Origin of the sequence: Coprococcus intestinalis, from assembly GCF_023656595.1 — a bacterium.
GTDB lineage: Bacteria > Bacillota > Clostridia > Lachnospirales > Lachnospiraceae > Coprococcus_A > Coprococcus_A intestinihominis.
Map to the genome: position 1 here is coordinate 277,806 of NZ_JAMOKJ010000001.1, position 15,966 is coordinate 293,771.

Sequence of the window (15,966 nt, forward strand, 5' to 3'; positions counted from 1 at the left end):
CACGGCCGGTACTTAAATTCTGTCTTTTAGGACCTTATGTACTGCTGCCAGTGTCTGTCAACGAAAGTGTACCTGTGTTGAACGGTTCATTTGCCAGTCTTTTGTCGATATTCTATGTCTGCGCGCTGCTCATTTTAATCCCGTTATCAATACTTCTTAGCTGCAGGCCAATCATTTTTCAAGGGCAGCCCACCTTTTTAGTGCAGCGCTTTCAGTGTATGGAACGCCTCTTTCATATCCTGTTTCACCAGTTTTTTCTGCAGCGCATACTGTTTAGCGTAAAAATCATGATTTTCCGCATTGGTATAATACAGTTTCTTAATCTCCAGACTTTCTGTCAATGCCGCTTTCATATCCGTGATATGTCCCAGTGCATAGGCACCGACGATACAGTCTGTCACCACAGCGCCGCCGGCATTCTTCAATGTGATCACTTCGCTGCCCAGCATGTCGGATTTCATCTGGTTCCAGATTTCGCTGCGGCTGCCGCCTTCTGTGATGGTGATACGGCTCATATCCACACCGGCACCACGGTACAGGTCTGTAATTTCCATATAGTCATAGCCGATAGCCTCTAATACCGCATGCCAGAGAGTAGCCTGATCTGTATCCAGCGTCATGTTAAGGAAACAGCCTGTGGCCTCTTTCACGTCATTGGTACCGCCCGTCAGATACGGCAGGAATAATACGCCATCAGAGCCTGCCGGGACATCTTTGGCTGCATTGTTCAGTACATCAAAATAATCACCGTCTTTTTCCTGCCCGCAGACAGAGTCCTTGAACCAGCGCAGCGCCAAGCCGCCCGTACGGATATAGCCCCAGTAGAAATAGGTATCCGGCAATGTACCGCTGTTGAAAATCAGTCCGGCCCCCTTCTTACTGAGTTCAGGAATAATGCCTTTTGTGGAAACGCAGAACATAGAACAGGTGCCTGCCACATCCACAGCCTGTCCTGCTCCCATATTGCCGCTGCCAAGCATGGACTGCATCGTATCGCCAGCGCCACCGCAAATCGGTGTTCCTGCTGCCAGTCCCGTCTTCTCTGCCATTTCTTCTGTCAAATGTCCGACAATATCCCATGGTTTGACAATCTTCGGCATCATGGAAGCCTCAATACCAAGAATCTTCAACTGCTCCGGTGACCAGCACTTTTCTTCAACCTTATAGCCCATGCCCCATCCGGACATAGCGCCCCAGTCGATAAACATATCCTTTGCTTTCAGACCCGCCAGATGTGCCAGTACATAAGGCGCATTATGGATAAACTTTGCTCCGCGGGCCTTAAAAGCTTCATTATTCTTCAGCAGCCACCTGGCAAACAGTGCCGGAAACATGCATTTTGCCTCAGGATTGCCTGTTTCCCTGCCCCAGATATCCAAATCCCAGCTGTTGATCAGCACTTCATCCTCCTGGGTTCTTGAATCCAGATAATTAATATATGGTGTGATGGCATTGCCCTCTTCATCCACACCTGCGATTCCGCAGATGATACCATCCCCCATAATAGACTGGATCTGTTTCGGATCCAGGTCTTTCTCGCGCATCTGCCGACTGCATTCAGCCATGCCGTTTATCGTCAACGCCAGATATTCATCCACATCCATATCCACCCATCCCGGATGAGGGTAAGTCAGTGTTGTCGGTGCTGATGTAGATGCCACGCATTCCATTTTCTCATTATATACGGTTACTTTTACACTCTGTGTTCCTGCGTCAAATCCAAGATAAAACTTTTCCATTTCCATACCTCCGATACATTCTTGCAAGTCAGTCATCTGCGACTCTGTACAGCATTCTTTTCATGGAGATTACATTTTATCAAAAGTCACATCAGGAAATTCCGGCGAAGAATCCTGTCAGAATTTTCTTTTTCATATTTCATAAAGAAAAAGCCCTGAATCCTCACACAAAGAATTCAGGGCATACATACAAAGGTCAACATTCAAATAAAATGCAAATCTTCTTCTCTCTCATCCAGACTATACTGTCGGCCCCGGAATCTCACCGGATCATGCATCAGAAAAATAATCATGCCATTCTTCTTCGCTCGCGGGCTTTACCGCCGGTAGGGACTTGCACCCTGCCCTGAAAAGATGTTTTACAACATAGACATTATAACGCTTTATATCTCCTATTTCAATATATTTTTAGTTAAAATGCCTAAAAATATACATTTATCATCGAATGTACAAAAGCATTTCTCAGATTGCACTGCACTTTCTACAAATCTGCCACGCAGGCTTTCAATACCTTGCCAATGCTGTCATGGATCAGCAGGTTGGCCTCATGATCGTATGGTGTCTCACTCTTATTGATCAGTACCAGCTTATTGCCATGGTAGTAATTAATAAAACCGGCTGCCGGATAAACATTCAGTGATGTACCGCCGATAATCAGCACATCCGCTTCCGCAATGGCCCGCACACTCTTGCTGATGGTGGTATCATCCAGACCTTCTTCATAGAGCACAACATCCGGTTTCACCATACCGCCGCACTTCTCACATCTCGGCACACCCTCGGAAGCCGTCACATAATCCAGATCATAGAACTGACCGCACTTCATACAGTAATTCTTCATAATGGTGCCATGGAGCTCATAGACTTTCTCTGAACCGGCTTTCTGATGCAGTCCGTCAATGTTCTGTGTAACAACTGCTTTCAGCTTACCGATCTTCTCCAGTTTCGCCAGTGCCTTATGGGCTTCATTAGGTTCTGCCTCTCTATAAACCATGGTTGACTTGTAAAAATCATAGAAAATCTCCGGCTTTCTCATAAAAAATGTATGAGAAAGAATCTGTTCCGGTGAACAGCCGTATTTGTGAACGGTATTATAGATACCTGTCTCACTTCTGAAATCCGGAATACCGCTTTCTGTAGATACCCCTGCACCACCGAAAAATACAATATTATCCGATGCCTCAATCATTGCTTTTAACTTGAAAATGTTTTCCTGTTCACTCATGAAATCCGCTCCTTTCATTCCGCTGGCAAGTGAATGGTGTAGTTATTTCGAAAACGATGTACTAGTTTCTTCTGTTAACCCCGAACCCCTCTGGCGCTGACCGGCGGCCACCTTTGCTCCATGTCTTTAAGGTTGATCCCGGCCGCATCCAGAAGTCCTTTGTCGCTAATCTTCTTGAAACAATCCAGTGCATCATCCGGCTTTTCATCCAAAAGCCATGCCCGGCCTTCCAACATCAGATAATCATCATCTCCACTTTCATACCAGGCCTTGTGAAACCACTGTGCCGCTGCATCAGCCTTTCCCATACCCACAAGGAGCTGTCCTTTGAGCGCCATCAGATCCGCCCCCTCCGGTTCGATACGAAGGGCTTTCTCGATGGCTTTCATGCCCTGTCGTACTCTGCCCAACTGCTCATCCGCCATCGCTTCATAATAATAGCCGTCTGCTTCTCTGCCATTCAGCACAGCCGCCTGCCGTCCACACACTTCAAGCCGCTTGATTTCCCTCAGATCCGTACATGTCTCACACATCAGCGCCGAAGCCAGTCGTTCGCATTCTGCCAGACACGCCTCATACTGATTCCGGATGGTACTCTGCAGAAAGATATCCACACAATCATACCGCAGCAGACTGTTTTGTCCAGGGTTGTCTGTCATACACGCCATCAACGGTTGATAACGAGCATCATCATCTTCTACAACCTCATAATACCGCTCTCCGAAATGTGCTGCAAATATCTGCTTCCGCTCATCCTCAGAAAACAGCCATGCTTCTCTGACGTCTGCCCGGATATTACCTTCAAGGAACAGAGACGGACGCATGATCTTCTTGCGCACTTCTGCCCGCTTATAGTACCCGATCACAGCCCAGCCGTCATCCTGTGCTTTTACAAAGACCACCGGTATGTCCTCCAGACTTTCGCTCTGAACCGTTCCCTCATAAAAATCCTCAAGGTTGATACAAACATCCGTATTCTCTTTCCTTGAGCGTGTCAGGGCATAACACCTTCCGTTATAGTCAAAAAACTCATTCATTAAAAGGGTTGACACATCTTCAATCCGCACAACAAGAATCGCCATCTCTCACCCTCCCTTCTAAAAATGGCCGCCCAAAATGCCGCAGATCACTCTGCGATAACGGCATCTTGCGGCAGCCATACTCAGCTGTTGCTTATTAGCATTTCTCCGGTTCCGGATAAGTCTCACCGAACAATTCCACTGTCATAGACTGGATCTTCTGCTCTTCAACCGGTTTATCCTGCCATCCTGTTCTGACAGATGCAATCTTATCAACCACATCAAGACCTTCAACAACCTTGCCGAATGCTGCATACTGTCCATCCAGATGCGGTGCATTGGCATGCATAATGAAGAACTGTGAACCTGCTGAGTTCGGCATCATGGAACGTGCCATAGACAGAACACCTCTTGTATGCTTCAGATCATTTCTCACACCATTCATGGCGAATTCACCCTTAATGCTGTAGCCTGGACCGCCCATACCTGTACCCTGCGGATCACCGCCCTGAATCATAAAACCGGAAATAACTCTGTGAAAAATCAGGCCATCATAAAAGCCTTTCTGAACGAGGGAAATAAAGTTATTCACTGTATTCGGAGCAATTTCAGGGTATAATTCTGCCTTCATCACATCTCCGTTTGTCATTGTAATTGTTACAACTGGATTTGTCATTGTATATCTTCCTTTCATTATCATTCTGCAGCCCTTCAACCTCTTTGCAGCTGCAAAATATCTTATTCTTCAATAGTTCCATTGTACAGAAAAAACCCCTTTCTGTAAAGGGGCTTTTCTTGTTGTATCTGTTTCTTGTTGTACCGGTTTCCCGTTACATCAGTTTTGTACTTTCAAGTTTTTCGATAAACACTTCATTGAGTCGGACAATCGGCTTTCTGAGAAGTAGACCGAGAAGCAGGGATGGGATCAGATATAATGCCATCTTAGCCATCTCAACCATGTAATAATTGCCATAGAATCCGGCAATACACTCACGCATCGCATTCATACTGTGTACGAAAGGCAGCAGTGGATATACAACCTGGAAGAACTTCGGTGCACATTCGATTGGGAATGTACCGCCGCTTCCGGCTACCTGCATAACCATCAGCACAACAGCAACTGCCTTACCGATATCGCCAAAGGAAACCGTCAAAGCATAAATAATATTGACATAGATCAGACTTGAAAAACAGCCCGTGATAATAAACATCAACGGATGTTCACACTGAATACCGAGGAAATACAAATCTCCCAGACAGATCAGTGCACTCTGCAGAATACCGAGGCAAACCATCAGGATCATTCGTCCAAAATAAAGCTGATGTTCCTTTGGATTCTTTAGTCTCTTCTTCGCATTCTCTGACACAGTAACTTTCAGCATAGCCGCCATTACAACCGCACCAACCCAGATGGCCAGTGTTGAATAGAACGGTGCCATTGCAGAACCATAGTTCTCAATCGGATAAATCTGGTTCTCATGAAGTTTTACCGGAGAAGCAATGAATGAAGCCATGCTCTCAGGACTTTCCTCCAGAAGATCGGTCAGGGCATCCATATTGCCGCTGTCTGATACTTTCCTGGATGCTGTGGTAAGTTTGTCAGAAGCATCTTTTAACAGATTCACCGAATCTTCCAATGTTTTCTGAACATCCGACAGATCCCCGGATGCATTGTCGGTGACACCTGCAATATCCTGGACACTGTCATTCAACGCTGTGAACATAGATGTAATGGAAGAATCTGTGGATGACAGACTGCCGGCCAGATCATTCAGACCACTCTTGACATTCTCTTCATAGCTTGTCTTTACTTCTTCAACGGAATCCGTTGTCTGTGCGATCAGATCATTTATTTCTTTCTTGAGATCCGATGCATCCCCTGTCAGTGTTGTCAGACTGCCGGCGGCTTCATTGATCTTGTCCCGAATGGCTGTCTGTCTTGCAATCGCCGTATCGATCAAACCATTGATATCTCTGATGGCTGTGTTTAAAATCTTCAGGGAATCAAAATCATTGCCGATGTCTGTCAGGGAATTTTCTATCTCTGTATAGCGGTCGATCACATCCTGGATTCTGTCTGACACGGCATATAAAGCATCGGCGGAGGCCTCCGCATCTGTATTATAAGAATCCAGCGCTTTGCCCACCGCATCTGACACAGCTGTATAGAATTCCTTGTTCTGTGCCAATGCATCAGAAATCGTCTTTGTGGTACCTGTCAAAGCGCTGTTTAATGAATCAATGCCCTCACCGGCTTTATCAAAAGCCTCGACACTGTTTTCTGCACCAGAGCCGGACTGCTTCAGAAATTCAGTGGTTGAATCCAGCATCAACGCACCCGATTTTGTCAGATTTGCAAAGGACTGCACTGTATTGGCCGCACTGCTCAAATCAAAAGCTACCTGGTTCAGGGTTTTTGACAGTTTGTCTGCCAACTCCTGATCATCTTCATCATCAGCAGCATTGCTGACAAGCTGAATTGCCTCCAGCGCTGTTTTTGAAACGGTTTCAATGAAAGTGTCATTCACCTGCTGCTGTACAGCGCTGGCACCCTTTTCAGTAACCTTCGGTGCAATGGCATTTTCCTTCTCATTAATATAATAAATAATCTGAGGATGTGTCACATCACTGGTAAAAACACTCATCATATCCTTGGTAAAATCCTCAGGAATAACAAGGGACGCATAATATTTGCCGGATTTAACTCCATCGGCTGCATCATCTGCATCTGTAAAGACCCAGTTGAAATTGTCATTTTCCTTCAATGCCTTAATGACATCATCACCAAGATTCAGATCCACGTTGATCAGTTCACTTGTATACCCTGCATCCTCGCTGGCCACGGCAATTTTCAGGCCATCCGTACTGCCATACGGATCCCAGCTGGCTGCAATATTGAACCATGCATAAAGAGTCGGAATAACAAGAATACCCATGATAACGATCATGGCAATAACATTATTATGAATCTTGTTTAAGTCATTCTTAAAAACACGCAGAATATTCTTCATTATTCCTTCTCCTTTCCACGGAATTTCTCAAGCATTTCATCAAAGGACATACCTGCAATCTTCTGCTGTTCCTGCAGATTATTGTGAATAAATTCAACAACGATCAGCCATACAGCGATAATAATGATCGAAAGGATCCACAGGACAAGGAATACGATCTTTGATTCCAGACTGAACATCAGAACAAGGAAAATCAGCGGAATAATGATGATCGCCAGGAATCCGAAACGCACCATCTTCTTATAATTGCCTTCAAAAGCCTGTGCCTTTGCAGCTGTCTCTTCTCTCAGATTGTCAACAGACAGAGATGCCTTCAAAAGCATTCTCAGCTGTTCATGACGGCTGAGTGTTTCATCCGGTTCTTCACAGATCATAAACTCTGTCTCTGAAAGCTTTCTGTCAAACAGGCGGTTCAGTCCGGCAAGGGCCGGCCTGAGACCAAGTCCGATCAGCAGTGAAATCGGCACATAGCATAATAACAGAATCAGTATATCTTTCTCATAGACATGTCCATATACACCTGCTACACATTCTCTCATAGCACCGACGCCATACGCAAACGGCAGGAACGGGTGCAGGTTCTGGAAGAATGCCGGTGTCATTTCAATCGGGTATGTACCTGATGATCCCGGAATCTGAAGAATAACCAGGATAACGCACAGTGCCTTGCCGATATGCTTGAATGAAATAGACAATGCATAAATAATATTAACATAGACAAAAGAAAGAATCATACCAAGAATAACCATCCTTACCGGATGCACGACTTGCGCCCCCGGAAGCAGCGTATCACCCAGACACACAACAAACCCCTGAATGATACCGATCACGACATACAGCAGCCATCTGCCCATATACATCTCTGATGCCGTATAGTTTTTCATAGATTTGTCTCTGTCTACTTCCATCTTAATGATCGCGATCAGAACAATACCGCCCACCCAGATTGCCAGGTTGGAATAGAATGGAATCATGGAAGAACCGTAATTCTTCACTGCAAAATAAGTCTCTGTATCCAGTTCAACCGGTGATGCCATAAACTCAGAAATCTGGTCAGCATCAATGCCTTCCAGTTTGAGCAGTTTGTTATATGCATCGGAACTTACAAGCGCATTCACATCACTCTGGATGTCATTCAGCTTGCCACTGACACTTGCCAGTGCAGAGGTCGTACCGCTTAAAGCGTCCCTGATATCCGCAAGACTTGTATCCAGCTGATTAAAAACCGACTGGAACTGCTCGGAAGCTGTCGGTACGCCATTGAGCAGACCGGACAACTCACCCGTCAGACTTGAGAATGTATCCAGTGTTTTGTCCAGTTCAGGAATAACATTCTGAGCCATGGAAATCCTGAAAGCATGGATACTGCCGATACTGTCAGAAGCAATTCCTGACAGCTGTTCACGTGTTGTGGATGTTGTGGAGATTGCATCCGAAATGCTGTTATTACCTACAGTCAGACTGTCGATCAGTTTCTGATTCTTGTCATTCTGCTCCTGAAGACTGGCAATATTGCTGTTCAGTCTGTCAATGATATCATTGGCAATCTGTCCATCCACTTCATCATTCACTTGATTCACAAGATCCTGCATATTATTCAGGATCTCACCATTTAATGATACAACAGAATTGGCTGAATCCAGTGCATCGCCAACCGTCGTATTAATCTTGCCTGCCTTGGCTTCCAACTCTGTCAGCCCCTCTGAAGCAGAACTATGTGCCTGGTTCAAAAGTAGCTCTCCATTGGAAAGTGACCAGGACAGGATGGCGGAAAAATCTCCGGCTGCTGTTCTCGTATTCTGAATGATCGTATCCGCGTCATCCAGAGCAGATGCGCCTGAGGCCGCTGCGTCATCCAGTGAACCTGCTGCCTTCTGGGCATCTGAAATCAGATCCTTGGTAGAATCAGAACTGTTGTTAAACTTGTCCAACAAATCTTCGTACGCCTGAATATTGGCATCTGCCTTCTTCAGCATCTCATTGATGTCCGTATTCACATTGCCTACAGCATCTGCTACATCTGTCACAGAATTTTTAACAACATCCGACACAGACTCTGCTGCAACCGATGAGAATGTACTGTTGATCTGAGACTGGATCGTACTTGCACCCGTACTCGTGATCTTCGGTGCAATGGCATTGGCTTTCTCATTGATATAGTATTCCAGTTCCGGTGTATTAAGCTTGCCTGAAAGGACACTTAACAATGATTCACTGAAATTGTCCGGAATAACAATCGCTGCATAATACTTGCCGGATCTGACGCCTTCAACGGCTTCATCTTCCGACACAAAGGTCCATCCCAGCTGATCATTTTCCTTCAGATTCGTAATGATCTCGTCACCCGCATTGATCGAAAGGCCATTGCTCGACGCCTCCTGATCATTATTGGCAACAGCTACCTTAATACCGGAGGTGTTGGCATAAGGATCAATGTTTGCAACAATATTGAACCATGCATAGAGCGACGGAATGATCGACACACCTATGATAACCAGTAATGCTGCCGGGTTGCGCAAAATCCGCTTCAAATCCCGGCGAAAAATCCGAAATGCATTTCTCATAAAAATGCTCCTTTTTCATAAATTGTTCCATTAATAGATAACATGTTGATTTTCTCATAAAAAATATTATATTAATGGACAGCATAATTTACAACCATCAATTGTATGTTTTTTGTTCATTAATGGTCACTTGTTTAAAAAGTGTCTAATTGTGATTTTTGTCATTCAACCGGTGCCTTTGCGTGCTGCTTACAGCTGTGTTTTGTCCAGTCTTTCGATGATTTTCTTATTCATCCGGTCATAGGAACGCCACGAATCCTGACTGTCTGCAATGCCGACCTTCTCACAAATATACCTGATAAGCCACATCACATATTGCATAAAGCAAAAAAGGAATCCACTTAGGATTCCTTCTCTACTCAGGTTTTATAAATCATGCAGAAGATGGGAGTTGAACCCACACGAGTGTTACCTCACTAGAACCTGAATCTAGCGCGTCTGCCATTCCGCCACTTCTGCGTGCTCACTTATAATACCAGATGCTTTTGAAAAATGCAAGCCTTTTTTTGAAAAAATTTAAATTTTTTCAAAAATAATGACTTTTATCGTATCGACGGACTGCTGCGCTCCGGAGAAATTATTCTTTGAATGCGAACATACGCTGTCCGATATAGTTAAATCCGGTGAACAGACACATACCGGCAAGCATGGCTGCATTCTCCTGAATCTTCTGACCGGCGCCGGATAATATGTACATAACAACCGGTTTTGCAATACCATAGGCCAGCACATAGCATACCGCTATGTTAATGATAAATTTCGCCACCTGCTTCCATGAACGTTCTTTATTCTGGAATGTAAAATACTTGTTCAGGAAAAAGCTCAAAATACTCGTCAAAATATAATTGGCTGCAGATGACACCCAGTAACTGCAGGATGCCAGATTATACAGACCAAACATGATGGCCGTACCGACAACGGTGTTAATACAGCCGACAATGATAAATCTCAATAATTTCTGATCAACCAGACTCAATATCTTTTTAATCATTCTGCTTCTATGCCTCCTTGGTTTTGCCGGATTTAAACTGTTCTGCCTCCTCAATCGGATGCATCAGCCCGTCTTCCACCCACACATTATTTTCCAGATGAATTTTATAAACACAACAGTTTGAAAGTCCTGACCGCCAGAAGTCTTTCAATTCACAGTGATTGATACAGCTCATAATACCTCTCAAAGCAGCCCCATGAGAAGCAGCCAGCACAGTATGTACACTTTCATCTGATGCCGCCATTCCTGACAGCATATCCAGGAATTTCTGTGCACGGGTCTGCAGTTCTTCAATACTCTCTGCACCTTCCGGCGGAATATAAGACTCCGGTGCATCAAATAAATCCTTAATCAGCGAATACGGCTTGCCTTCATCTACACCAAAATCCATCTCACGGATTCTTGCATCAGGCTGCACTTCTTCAAATGTTCTGCCCGAAACGATGGCTGCCGTCTTTCTTGCCCGCACAAGTGGACTTGCAAAAACTCTGTCGAATGTAATATTCTGCTTTTTAAACCACTCCGCCGCAATGCCAGCCTGCTGAATCCCCTTGTCATTTAATGGAATGTCGCTCATTCCCTGTATGAGACAGCGTTTGTTGAAATCTGTCTCCCCATGCCGTATAAAATATACAATCATCTTCTATTTCCTCTTCCTGTTGTTGTTTACATAAACCAGATTTCTTTATTTGTCGACGACACACTGACAACGCCTGCCTGCAAAAGAGACATCACATCTTCCTTGTCCGACACAAGCCCTCCTGCAATAACCGGAATCTGCGAAATTCGACAAACTCTTTTCACAACCTTCGGCATCAGTGCCGGCAGTACCTCAATGACATCCGGTCTTGCCCCCTTCACATGCTTCTGAATATTCTCGTAAGCCATGGAATCGATGACAAATAAACGCAGCACCGATGTAAGTCCAATCTCGCCTGCATGTTTGATCAATGCAGGTTTTGTCGAAATAATACCGTCAGCTTTTGTATATTTTTTTATAAAATCAACCGCTACATCCTTGGCAGAAAGGCCATTGATCAAATCCAGATGAACCAGTGCCATCTTTCCTGCCTGTTTCACCGTATCTACAATATCCGCGATATTGCAGATATCTCCATATAAAATAAAAACAACCTGAATGTCACTTTTCAGACATTCCTTCAGGCCATTATCATCTTTTATGGCTGCTATAACCGGAGAATCCTCCAGCGCATCTTTGAACTCTCTGTTCATTATTCTATCCCTCATTCTGTCATCATTCCTGTTTATGCTGTCTCAGAACAATGCTCATCCTTCCTCATCAAAATCTATGATGCCCTATGACGATGACACACTTCTTGCTAACGCTCATTATATAATGAAATGTCCTGCTTCGCAAGACGAAACACCAAAAAGGCTGAGGCTTCACAGCACGAAAAGGCCAAACCCTGTCGGATTCAGCCTTTTCTTTTATGCAGCCGCATTTTTTCTCACTTATTAAGCGATTGTTTCTGCGGTTTCTACAGCGTTATTTTTTTTACATCTCCCGTATAAGCCGGTGCTGTACGATCCAGTGTTCCCTCTGTGGATGCCACACAGGCTGCCACAACGAGGTCACCGGTTGCATTGGTTGCTGTATGAATCTGGTCAATAATTCTGTAAATACCTGTTACAAGACCAATAACGTGAACTATCCATTGTCTAAAGCCAATGGGCTTCCTGCTTCACAGACCTCGTGACCTACTATCTCCACAGGCGTAAATTCGGGCAGTCCCTGCCCTATATAGTTATTCTTCTTATGCTATTTGTCGTAATCCCTCCGCCAGTATATTTTTTGCAGCGTTAATGTCTCTATCATGTTTTGCACCACAAACTGGACACGACCATTCTCTTATTGATAAATCTTTTATCTCTGTATTTTGGTATCCGCAAACCGAACATAACTGGCTGCTGGCATAGAATGTATCTATCTTTATATATTTTCTACCATTCCACTTTGCCTTATATTCTAACTGTCTTGTCAACTCATACCATGAAACATCACTTATAGCTTTTGCTAAATGATGATCTTTCACCATGTTCTGTATCTGCAGATTTTCCGAAACTATCACTTGGTTTTCGCTGATAATCTCATGGGATATCTTGTGCAGATAGTCTTTTCTGCTATTTGTTATTTTTTCATGGCATAATGCTATCTTTTTTTTAATCTTGTTGTAATTTTGGCTTCTCTTTTTTTTATGTGCTAACTGTCTTTGCAGCTTTGCCAGTTTCTTTTCATATTTCCTGATGGTTTTTGGATTTTCGTATTTCTTTCCCTTTGAAGTAATACATAAATCTTTAATGCCCAGATCTATTCCTGTGTTTTGATCTGTATGTGTCAGTTCCACATGTTCCGTTTCCACCAAAATTGATACATAATATTTTCCGCTCGGCATCTGCGATACCGTTGCAGACTTTATCTGTCCGATAAAATTTCTATGCAGTTTTGCTTTTACTTCCTTTAGTTTAGGCAGCTTTACTTTTCCTCCGTCAAAATCTGCCGTTATATTCCCATTGGTAAAATTCGTTGTGTATGATTGATGACCGTCATGTTTACTCTTAAACTTCGGATACCCTGTATGTTCTTTAAAAAATTTTTGATAGGCAGCGTCCATATTATAAATTGCATTCGTAAGGGCAAACTTATCTACTTCTTTTAGCCATCCATATTCTTTTTTTAGAACCTGGTTACAGTAATTGTTGCAGTTGGTTTTATTTACGTTTTTTTTCTCTTTCTCATATGCTTCTTTTCGATACGCCAGTGTCCGATTATACACAAAACGGCAGCAGCCAAATGTCTTTGCTATCTGTTCTTTCTGCTCATTAGTGGGATATATTCTGTATTTATATGCTTTTAACATCTGCTGCCACCTCCTTAACCTTGGTTTTCTATATATCTTTTAAGCATTTTTTCTGATACATGTGATACTGTAATAAGTATTTGTGCCTGTTTTTAGATTTCCATGTCCCCATGCCATAAGTATACAATAATATCTAACTTTTGGCTACCTTAACCCACCGTCTAAAGCCAGTGGGATTGCGGTAGCCTTATTTCAAAAGCCACCTTGAGGTATTTGATTGGATTGACCTTTGCCACAAACAGAAGCAGCGGTACATACACAATGAGAATGTGTGTAATGGCTGACAGGTAATCTGTCAGGATAAATTTGAAAATGTTATTAGCCCAGCAAAATCGCATGGACGATATCATCAAAGCCGCCAACGACAGCAAATATCAGGAACAATTGTTTGAAGAATTCCATCTTTAATCTGACTGAAAGGTCATCCTACAAATGAAGAAATTAATAAATTGTAAACAGTTATACTCAAACCAATATTAACAAGAGGAATCCTGTTTACAAAAGATAAAACAGCCGGTACATGTTGATCCTAAAATCAATATATACCGGCTAATATTTTATACGGCAGCATTCGCAATCTTCAAACATCCCACTCTGAATGTACCTATGTATATTTACCTCTTCTGCAGCCTATTCTGCCAACGTATATATTCTGTTGTATTCCTCCTCACTTTCATCTTTAAGATTGCAATAATGCCCTTTGATATCCAGCGACTGAATTTTACCTGTGTCGGCCAGTCGATTAAATACATACCATGATTTTCCGTTGTCTTTTAAGCTTAGAACTGTATTATAGGCATCTTCTCCATCAATGACATATTCAGTTCCATCTGTATACTTCAATGTGATGTTGTCAGGAACATTCTCGATATTCTCATCTGCTGTATCTGACATAGTAAGACCAATCGGCGACACCTCTGCTGTATCACCGTTTTCGTCCGTCAATGCAACGCCATCCAGTTTGTCCGTCACATCAAATGACACGGATTTCTGATCCAGAACCGTCCATTGTCCTGCATCCTCATTATCTTTTGCTTTTATCAAATCCAGACGAATACCTTCATTTTCCTGCAGATTGCCTGTAAAACAAGCCACTACATGAAGTTCTGTATCTGTACTGATATCTGAACGCAACAATAATCTGCTGTCCAGTTCTTCTCCGGATTCTGAGTATATCGTTGGGTTTACCAGTCCTCCATTCGGATTTGAATACCAATTAAAATTAATTTCACCATAGCCGGATTCATACCAGTCCTTAACTCCATCCGGATTCGAAATAGTATAAGACAACATGCCATTGCCGTTTTTGTCCACCACTAACTGCTCAAAGTCAAAGGTATATCCACCAACTTCCACTGTCGCATCCACATTCTGAACATTGCCGGACAATAATTCATTCGCCGTCACTGAATCAACTGCCACACGCTGTGAATCTGGGTCATCCAACACTTCCCCGCTGGAATTTGTACGCTCAGCATGCTTTGTTGAAATACTCTTATCCCCCAAAGCCGCATCCGCAAATGTCTCCACATCGCTTTCTGATGCCGGACTTAATTTTGCTTCAATAAAATGGATAGCTTCTTCGGCATAAGTTGAAATCTCTGTAGAAAACATGGTACCTGCCACTGCACAGAACACCACTGCTGCCGCTGCAACGCGAGCCGGATGCCAATGTCTGTTTTGGCTATCATTATTTTTACCGTATTTACTCCGATTGCGGGTTTCCTGTCCGTCATCCTGTATTTTATCTCCTTCAGCATTCCTATTTTCTGTCATCTTCAAGACCTCCTCAAGTACATCGTCAGAGGCGTGAAGACAATCCATTGTCTCTTTATAACATTTTTCATCGAATTTTTTTCGGCTCATCATTCGGCCTCCTTCAATATTTTCTTTAATTGCTCCCTGCCTCTTGCAAGTCTTGTACGGACAGTTCCGTTTGGTACCTGCAAAAATTCTGCAATTTCCGCTGTCGCATACCCCTCATAATAATACAGATACAGAATCATGCGATATTTTGTCGGCAGTGCCATCACAGCATTCAACATTCCCCGATGTTCCGGCTCCGGCATCTGCAAAGTTTCCATATAATCTTCCAGGGATGCATATTTCTGCCATGGAAAACGCAGGAAATTTTTGCATTCATTCAGGGTCACTCTGATGAGCCAGTGCTTGACATGTTCCTCCGATTCAAAATCCACATCGCTTTTATAAAATTTCAGCAACACGTTCTGAGTCACATCATCGGCATCTGTTTTATTTTTTAAATAATTCATGGCAACTCGAAAAACCGTATCCATATACTTCCTTGCCAGACAGGTAAATTCTTCTTTCGTCAACATCTTACTTGTACTCTCCTTGAAAGGCCTTTCACCCATAATACACCTGATATGCCGAAAATGTTTCATTTCTGTCAAAATATTTTTATGCACATAAAAAGAGACATCGGCAGTTGGCCGACCCTGTATGTTTCACAGGATGCCTGTCATTTCTGCAAATGTCTCTTTCTTACTATTTCAATATGCTATTTTTATCCATTCA

At 43.4% G+C, this 15,966-nt stretch carries 14 protein-coding genes, 1 tRNA gene and 1 riboswitch; all 15 genes read right to left on the reverse strand.

What is annotated here, in order from left to right:
* Positions 1 to 197: 197 nt before the first annotated feature.
* Positions 198 to 1,739, reverse strand: a complete 1,542-nt coding sequence (locus tag NBH03_RS01280) for an FGGY-family carbohydrate kinase (protein ID WP_250796209.1) — start codon at positions 1,737 to 1,739, stop codon at positions 198 to 200.
* Between the two features lie 219 nt (positions 1,740 to 1,958).
* Positions 1,959 to 2,097: riboswitch (FMN riboswitch) on the reverse strand.
* A 123-nt stretch (positions 2,098 to 2,220) separates the two neighbouring features.
* The gene (locus NBH03_RS01285) at positions 2,221 to 2,964 is read right to left on the reverse strand and encodes an NAD-dependent protein deacylase (RefSeq protein WP_250796218.1); all 744 of its coding nucleotides are present in this window, start codon (positions 2,962 to 2,964) and stop codon (positions 2,221 to 2,223) included.
* 74 nt (positions 2,965 to 3,038) lie between these two features.
* Positions 3,039 to 4,046 (reverse strand): tetratricopeptide repeat protein, encoded by a 1,008-nt coding sequence (locus tag NBH03_RS01290; RefSeq protein ID WP_250796221.1) that lies wholly within the window; start codon positions 4,044 to 4,046, stop codon positions 3,039 to 3,041.
* A 94-nt stretch (positions 4,047 to 4,140) separates the two neighbouring features.
* A complete protein-coding gene (locus NBH03_RS01295) occupies positions 4,141 to 4,659 on the reverse strand; it encodes a peptidylprolyl isomerase (protein WP_015513423.1) in 519 nt (172 codons plus the stop codon).
* A gap of 154 nt (positions 4,660 to 4,813) precedes the next feature.
* Positions 4,814 to 6,994, reverse strand: coding sequence for a YhgE/Pip domain-containing protein (locus NBH03_RS01300; RefSeq protein WP_250796223.1), 2,181 nt, complete (start codon positions 6,992 to 6,994; stop codon positions 4,814 to 4,816).
* Positions 6,994 to 9,558 (reverse strand): YhgE/Pip domain-containing protein, encoded by a 2,565-nt coding sequence (locus tag NBH03_RS01305; RefSeq protein ID WP_250796224.1) that lies wholly within the window; start codon positions 9,556 to 9,558, stop codon positions 6,994 to 6,996. Before NBH03_RS01305 ends, NBH03_RS01300 begins: the two co-directional genes overlap by 1 nt.
* 189 nt (positions 9,559 to 9,747) lie before the next feature.
* Positions 9,748 to 9,879 (reverse strand): hypothetical protein, encoded by a 132-nt coding sequence (locus NBH03_RS15830; RefSeq protein ID WP_284703401.1) that lies wholly within the window; start codon positions 9,877 to 9,879, stop codon positions 9,748 to 9,750.
* A 55-nt stretch (positions 9,880 to 9,934) separates the two neighbouring features.
* Positions 9,935 to 10,017 (reverse strand) — tRNA-Leu (locus NBH03_RS01310).
* A gap of 118 nt (positions 10,018 to 10,135) precedes the next feature.
* Positions 10,136 to 10,549 (reverse strand): GtrA family protein, encoded by a 414-nt coding sequence (locus NBH03_RS01315; RefSeq protein ID WP_015513420.1) that lies wholly within the window; start codon positions 10,547 to 10,549, stop codon positions 10,136 to 10,138.
* Positions 10,550 to 10,556: 7 nt separating this feature from the next.
* Entirely contained in the window at positions 10,557 to 11,189 is a 633-nt protein-coding gene (locus NBH03_RS01320; RefSeq protein ID WP_250796226.1) for a histidine phosphatase family protein, read from the reverse strand.
* A gap of 26 nt (positions 11,190 to 11,215) precedes the next feature.
* Complete coding sequence (locus tag NBH03_RS01325) at positions 11,216 to 11,782, reverse strand: glycerol-3-phosphate responsive antiterminator (protein ID WP_015513418.1); 567 nt, start codon at positions 11,780 to 11,782, stop codon at positions 11,216 to 11,218.
* Between the two features lie 266 nt (positions 11,783 to 12,048).
* On the reverse strand, positions 12,049 to 12,240 hold the full coding sequence (locus NBH03_RS16065; RefSeq protein ID WP_334303166.1) for a cation:dicarboxylate symporter family transporter: 192 nt from the start codon (positions 12,238 to 12,240) through the stop codon (positions 12,049 to 12,051).
* An 84-nt stretch (positions 12,241 to 12,324) separates the two neighbouring features.
* Positions 12,325 to 13,428, reverse strand: coding sequence for an IS200/IS605 family element RNA-guided endonuclease TnpB (gene tnpB, locus NBH03_RS01330; RefSeq protein WP_250796227.1), 1,104 nt, complete (start codon positions 13,426 to 13,428; stop codon positions 12,325 to 12,327).
* 630 nt (positions 13,429 to 14,058) lie between these two features.
* The gene (locus NBH03_RS01335; protein WP_250796233.1) at positions 14,059 to 15,297 is read right to left on the reverse strand and encodes a hypothetical protein; all 1,239 of its coding nucleotides are present in this window, start codon (positions 15,295 to 15,297) and stop codon (positions 14,059 to 14,061) included.
* A complete protein-coding gene (locus tag NBH03_RS01340; RefSeq protein ID WP_227083096.1) occupies positions 15,294 to 15,767 on the reverse strand; it encodes an RNA polymerase sigma factor in 474 nt (157 codons plus the stop codon). Before NBH03_RS01340 ends, NBH03_RS01335 begins: the two co-directional genes overlap by 4 nt.
* Positions 15,768 to 15,966 lie beyond the last annotated feature (199 nt).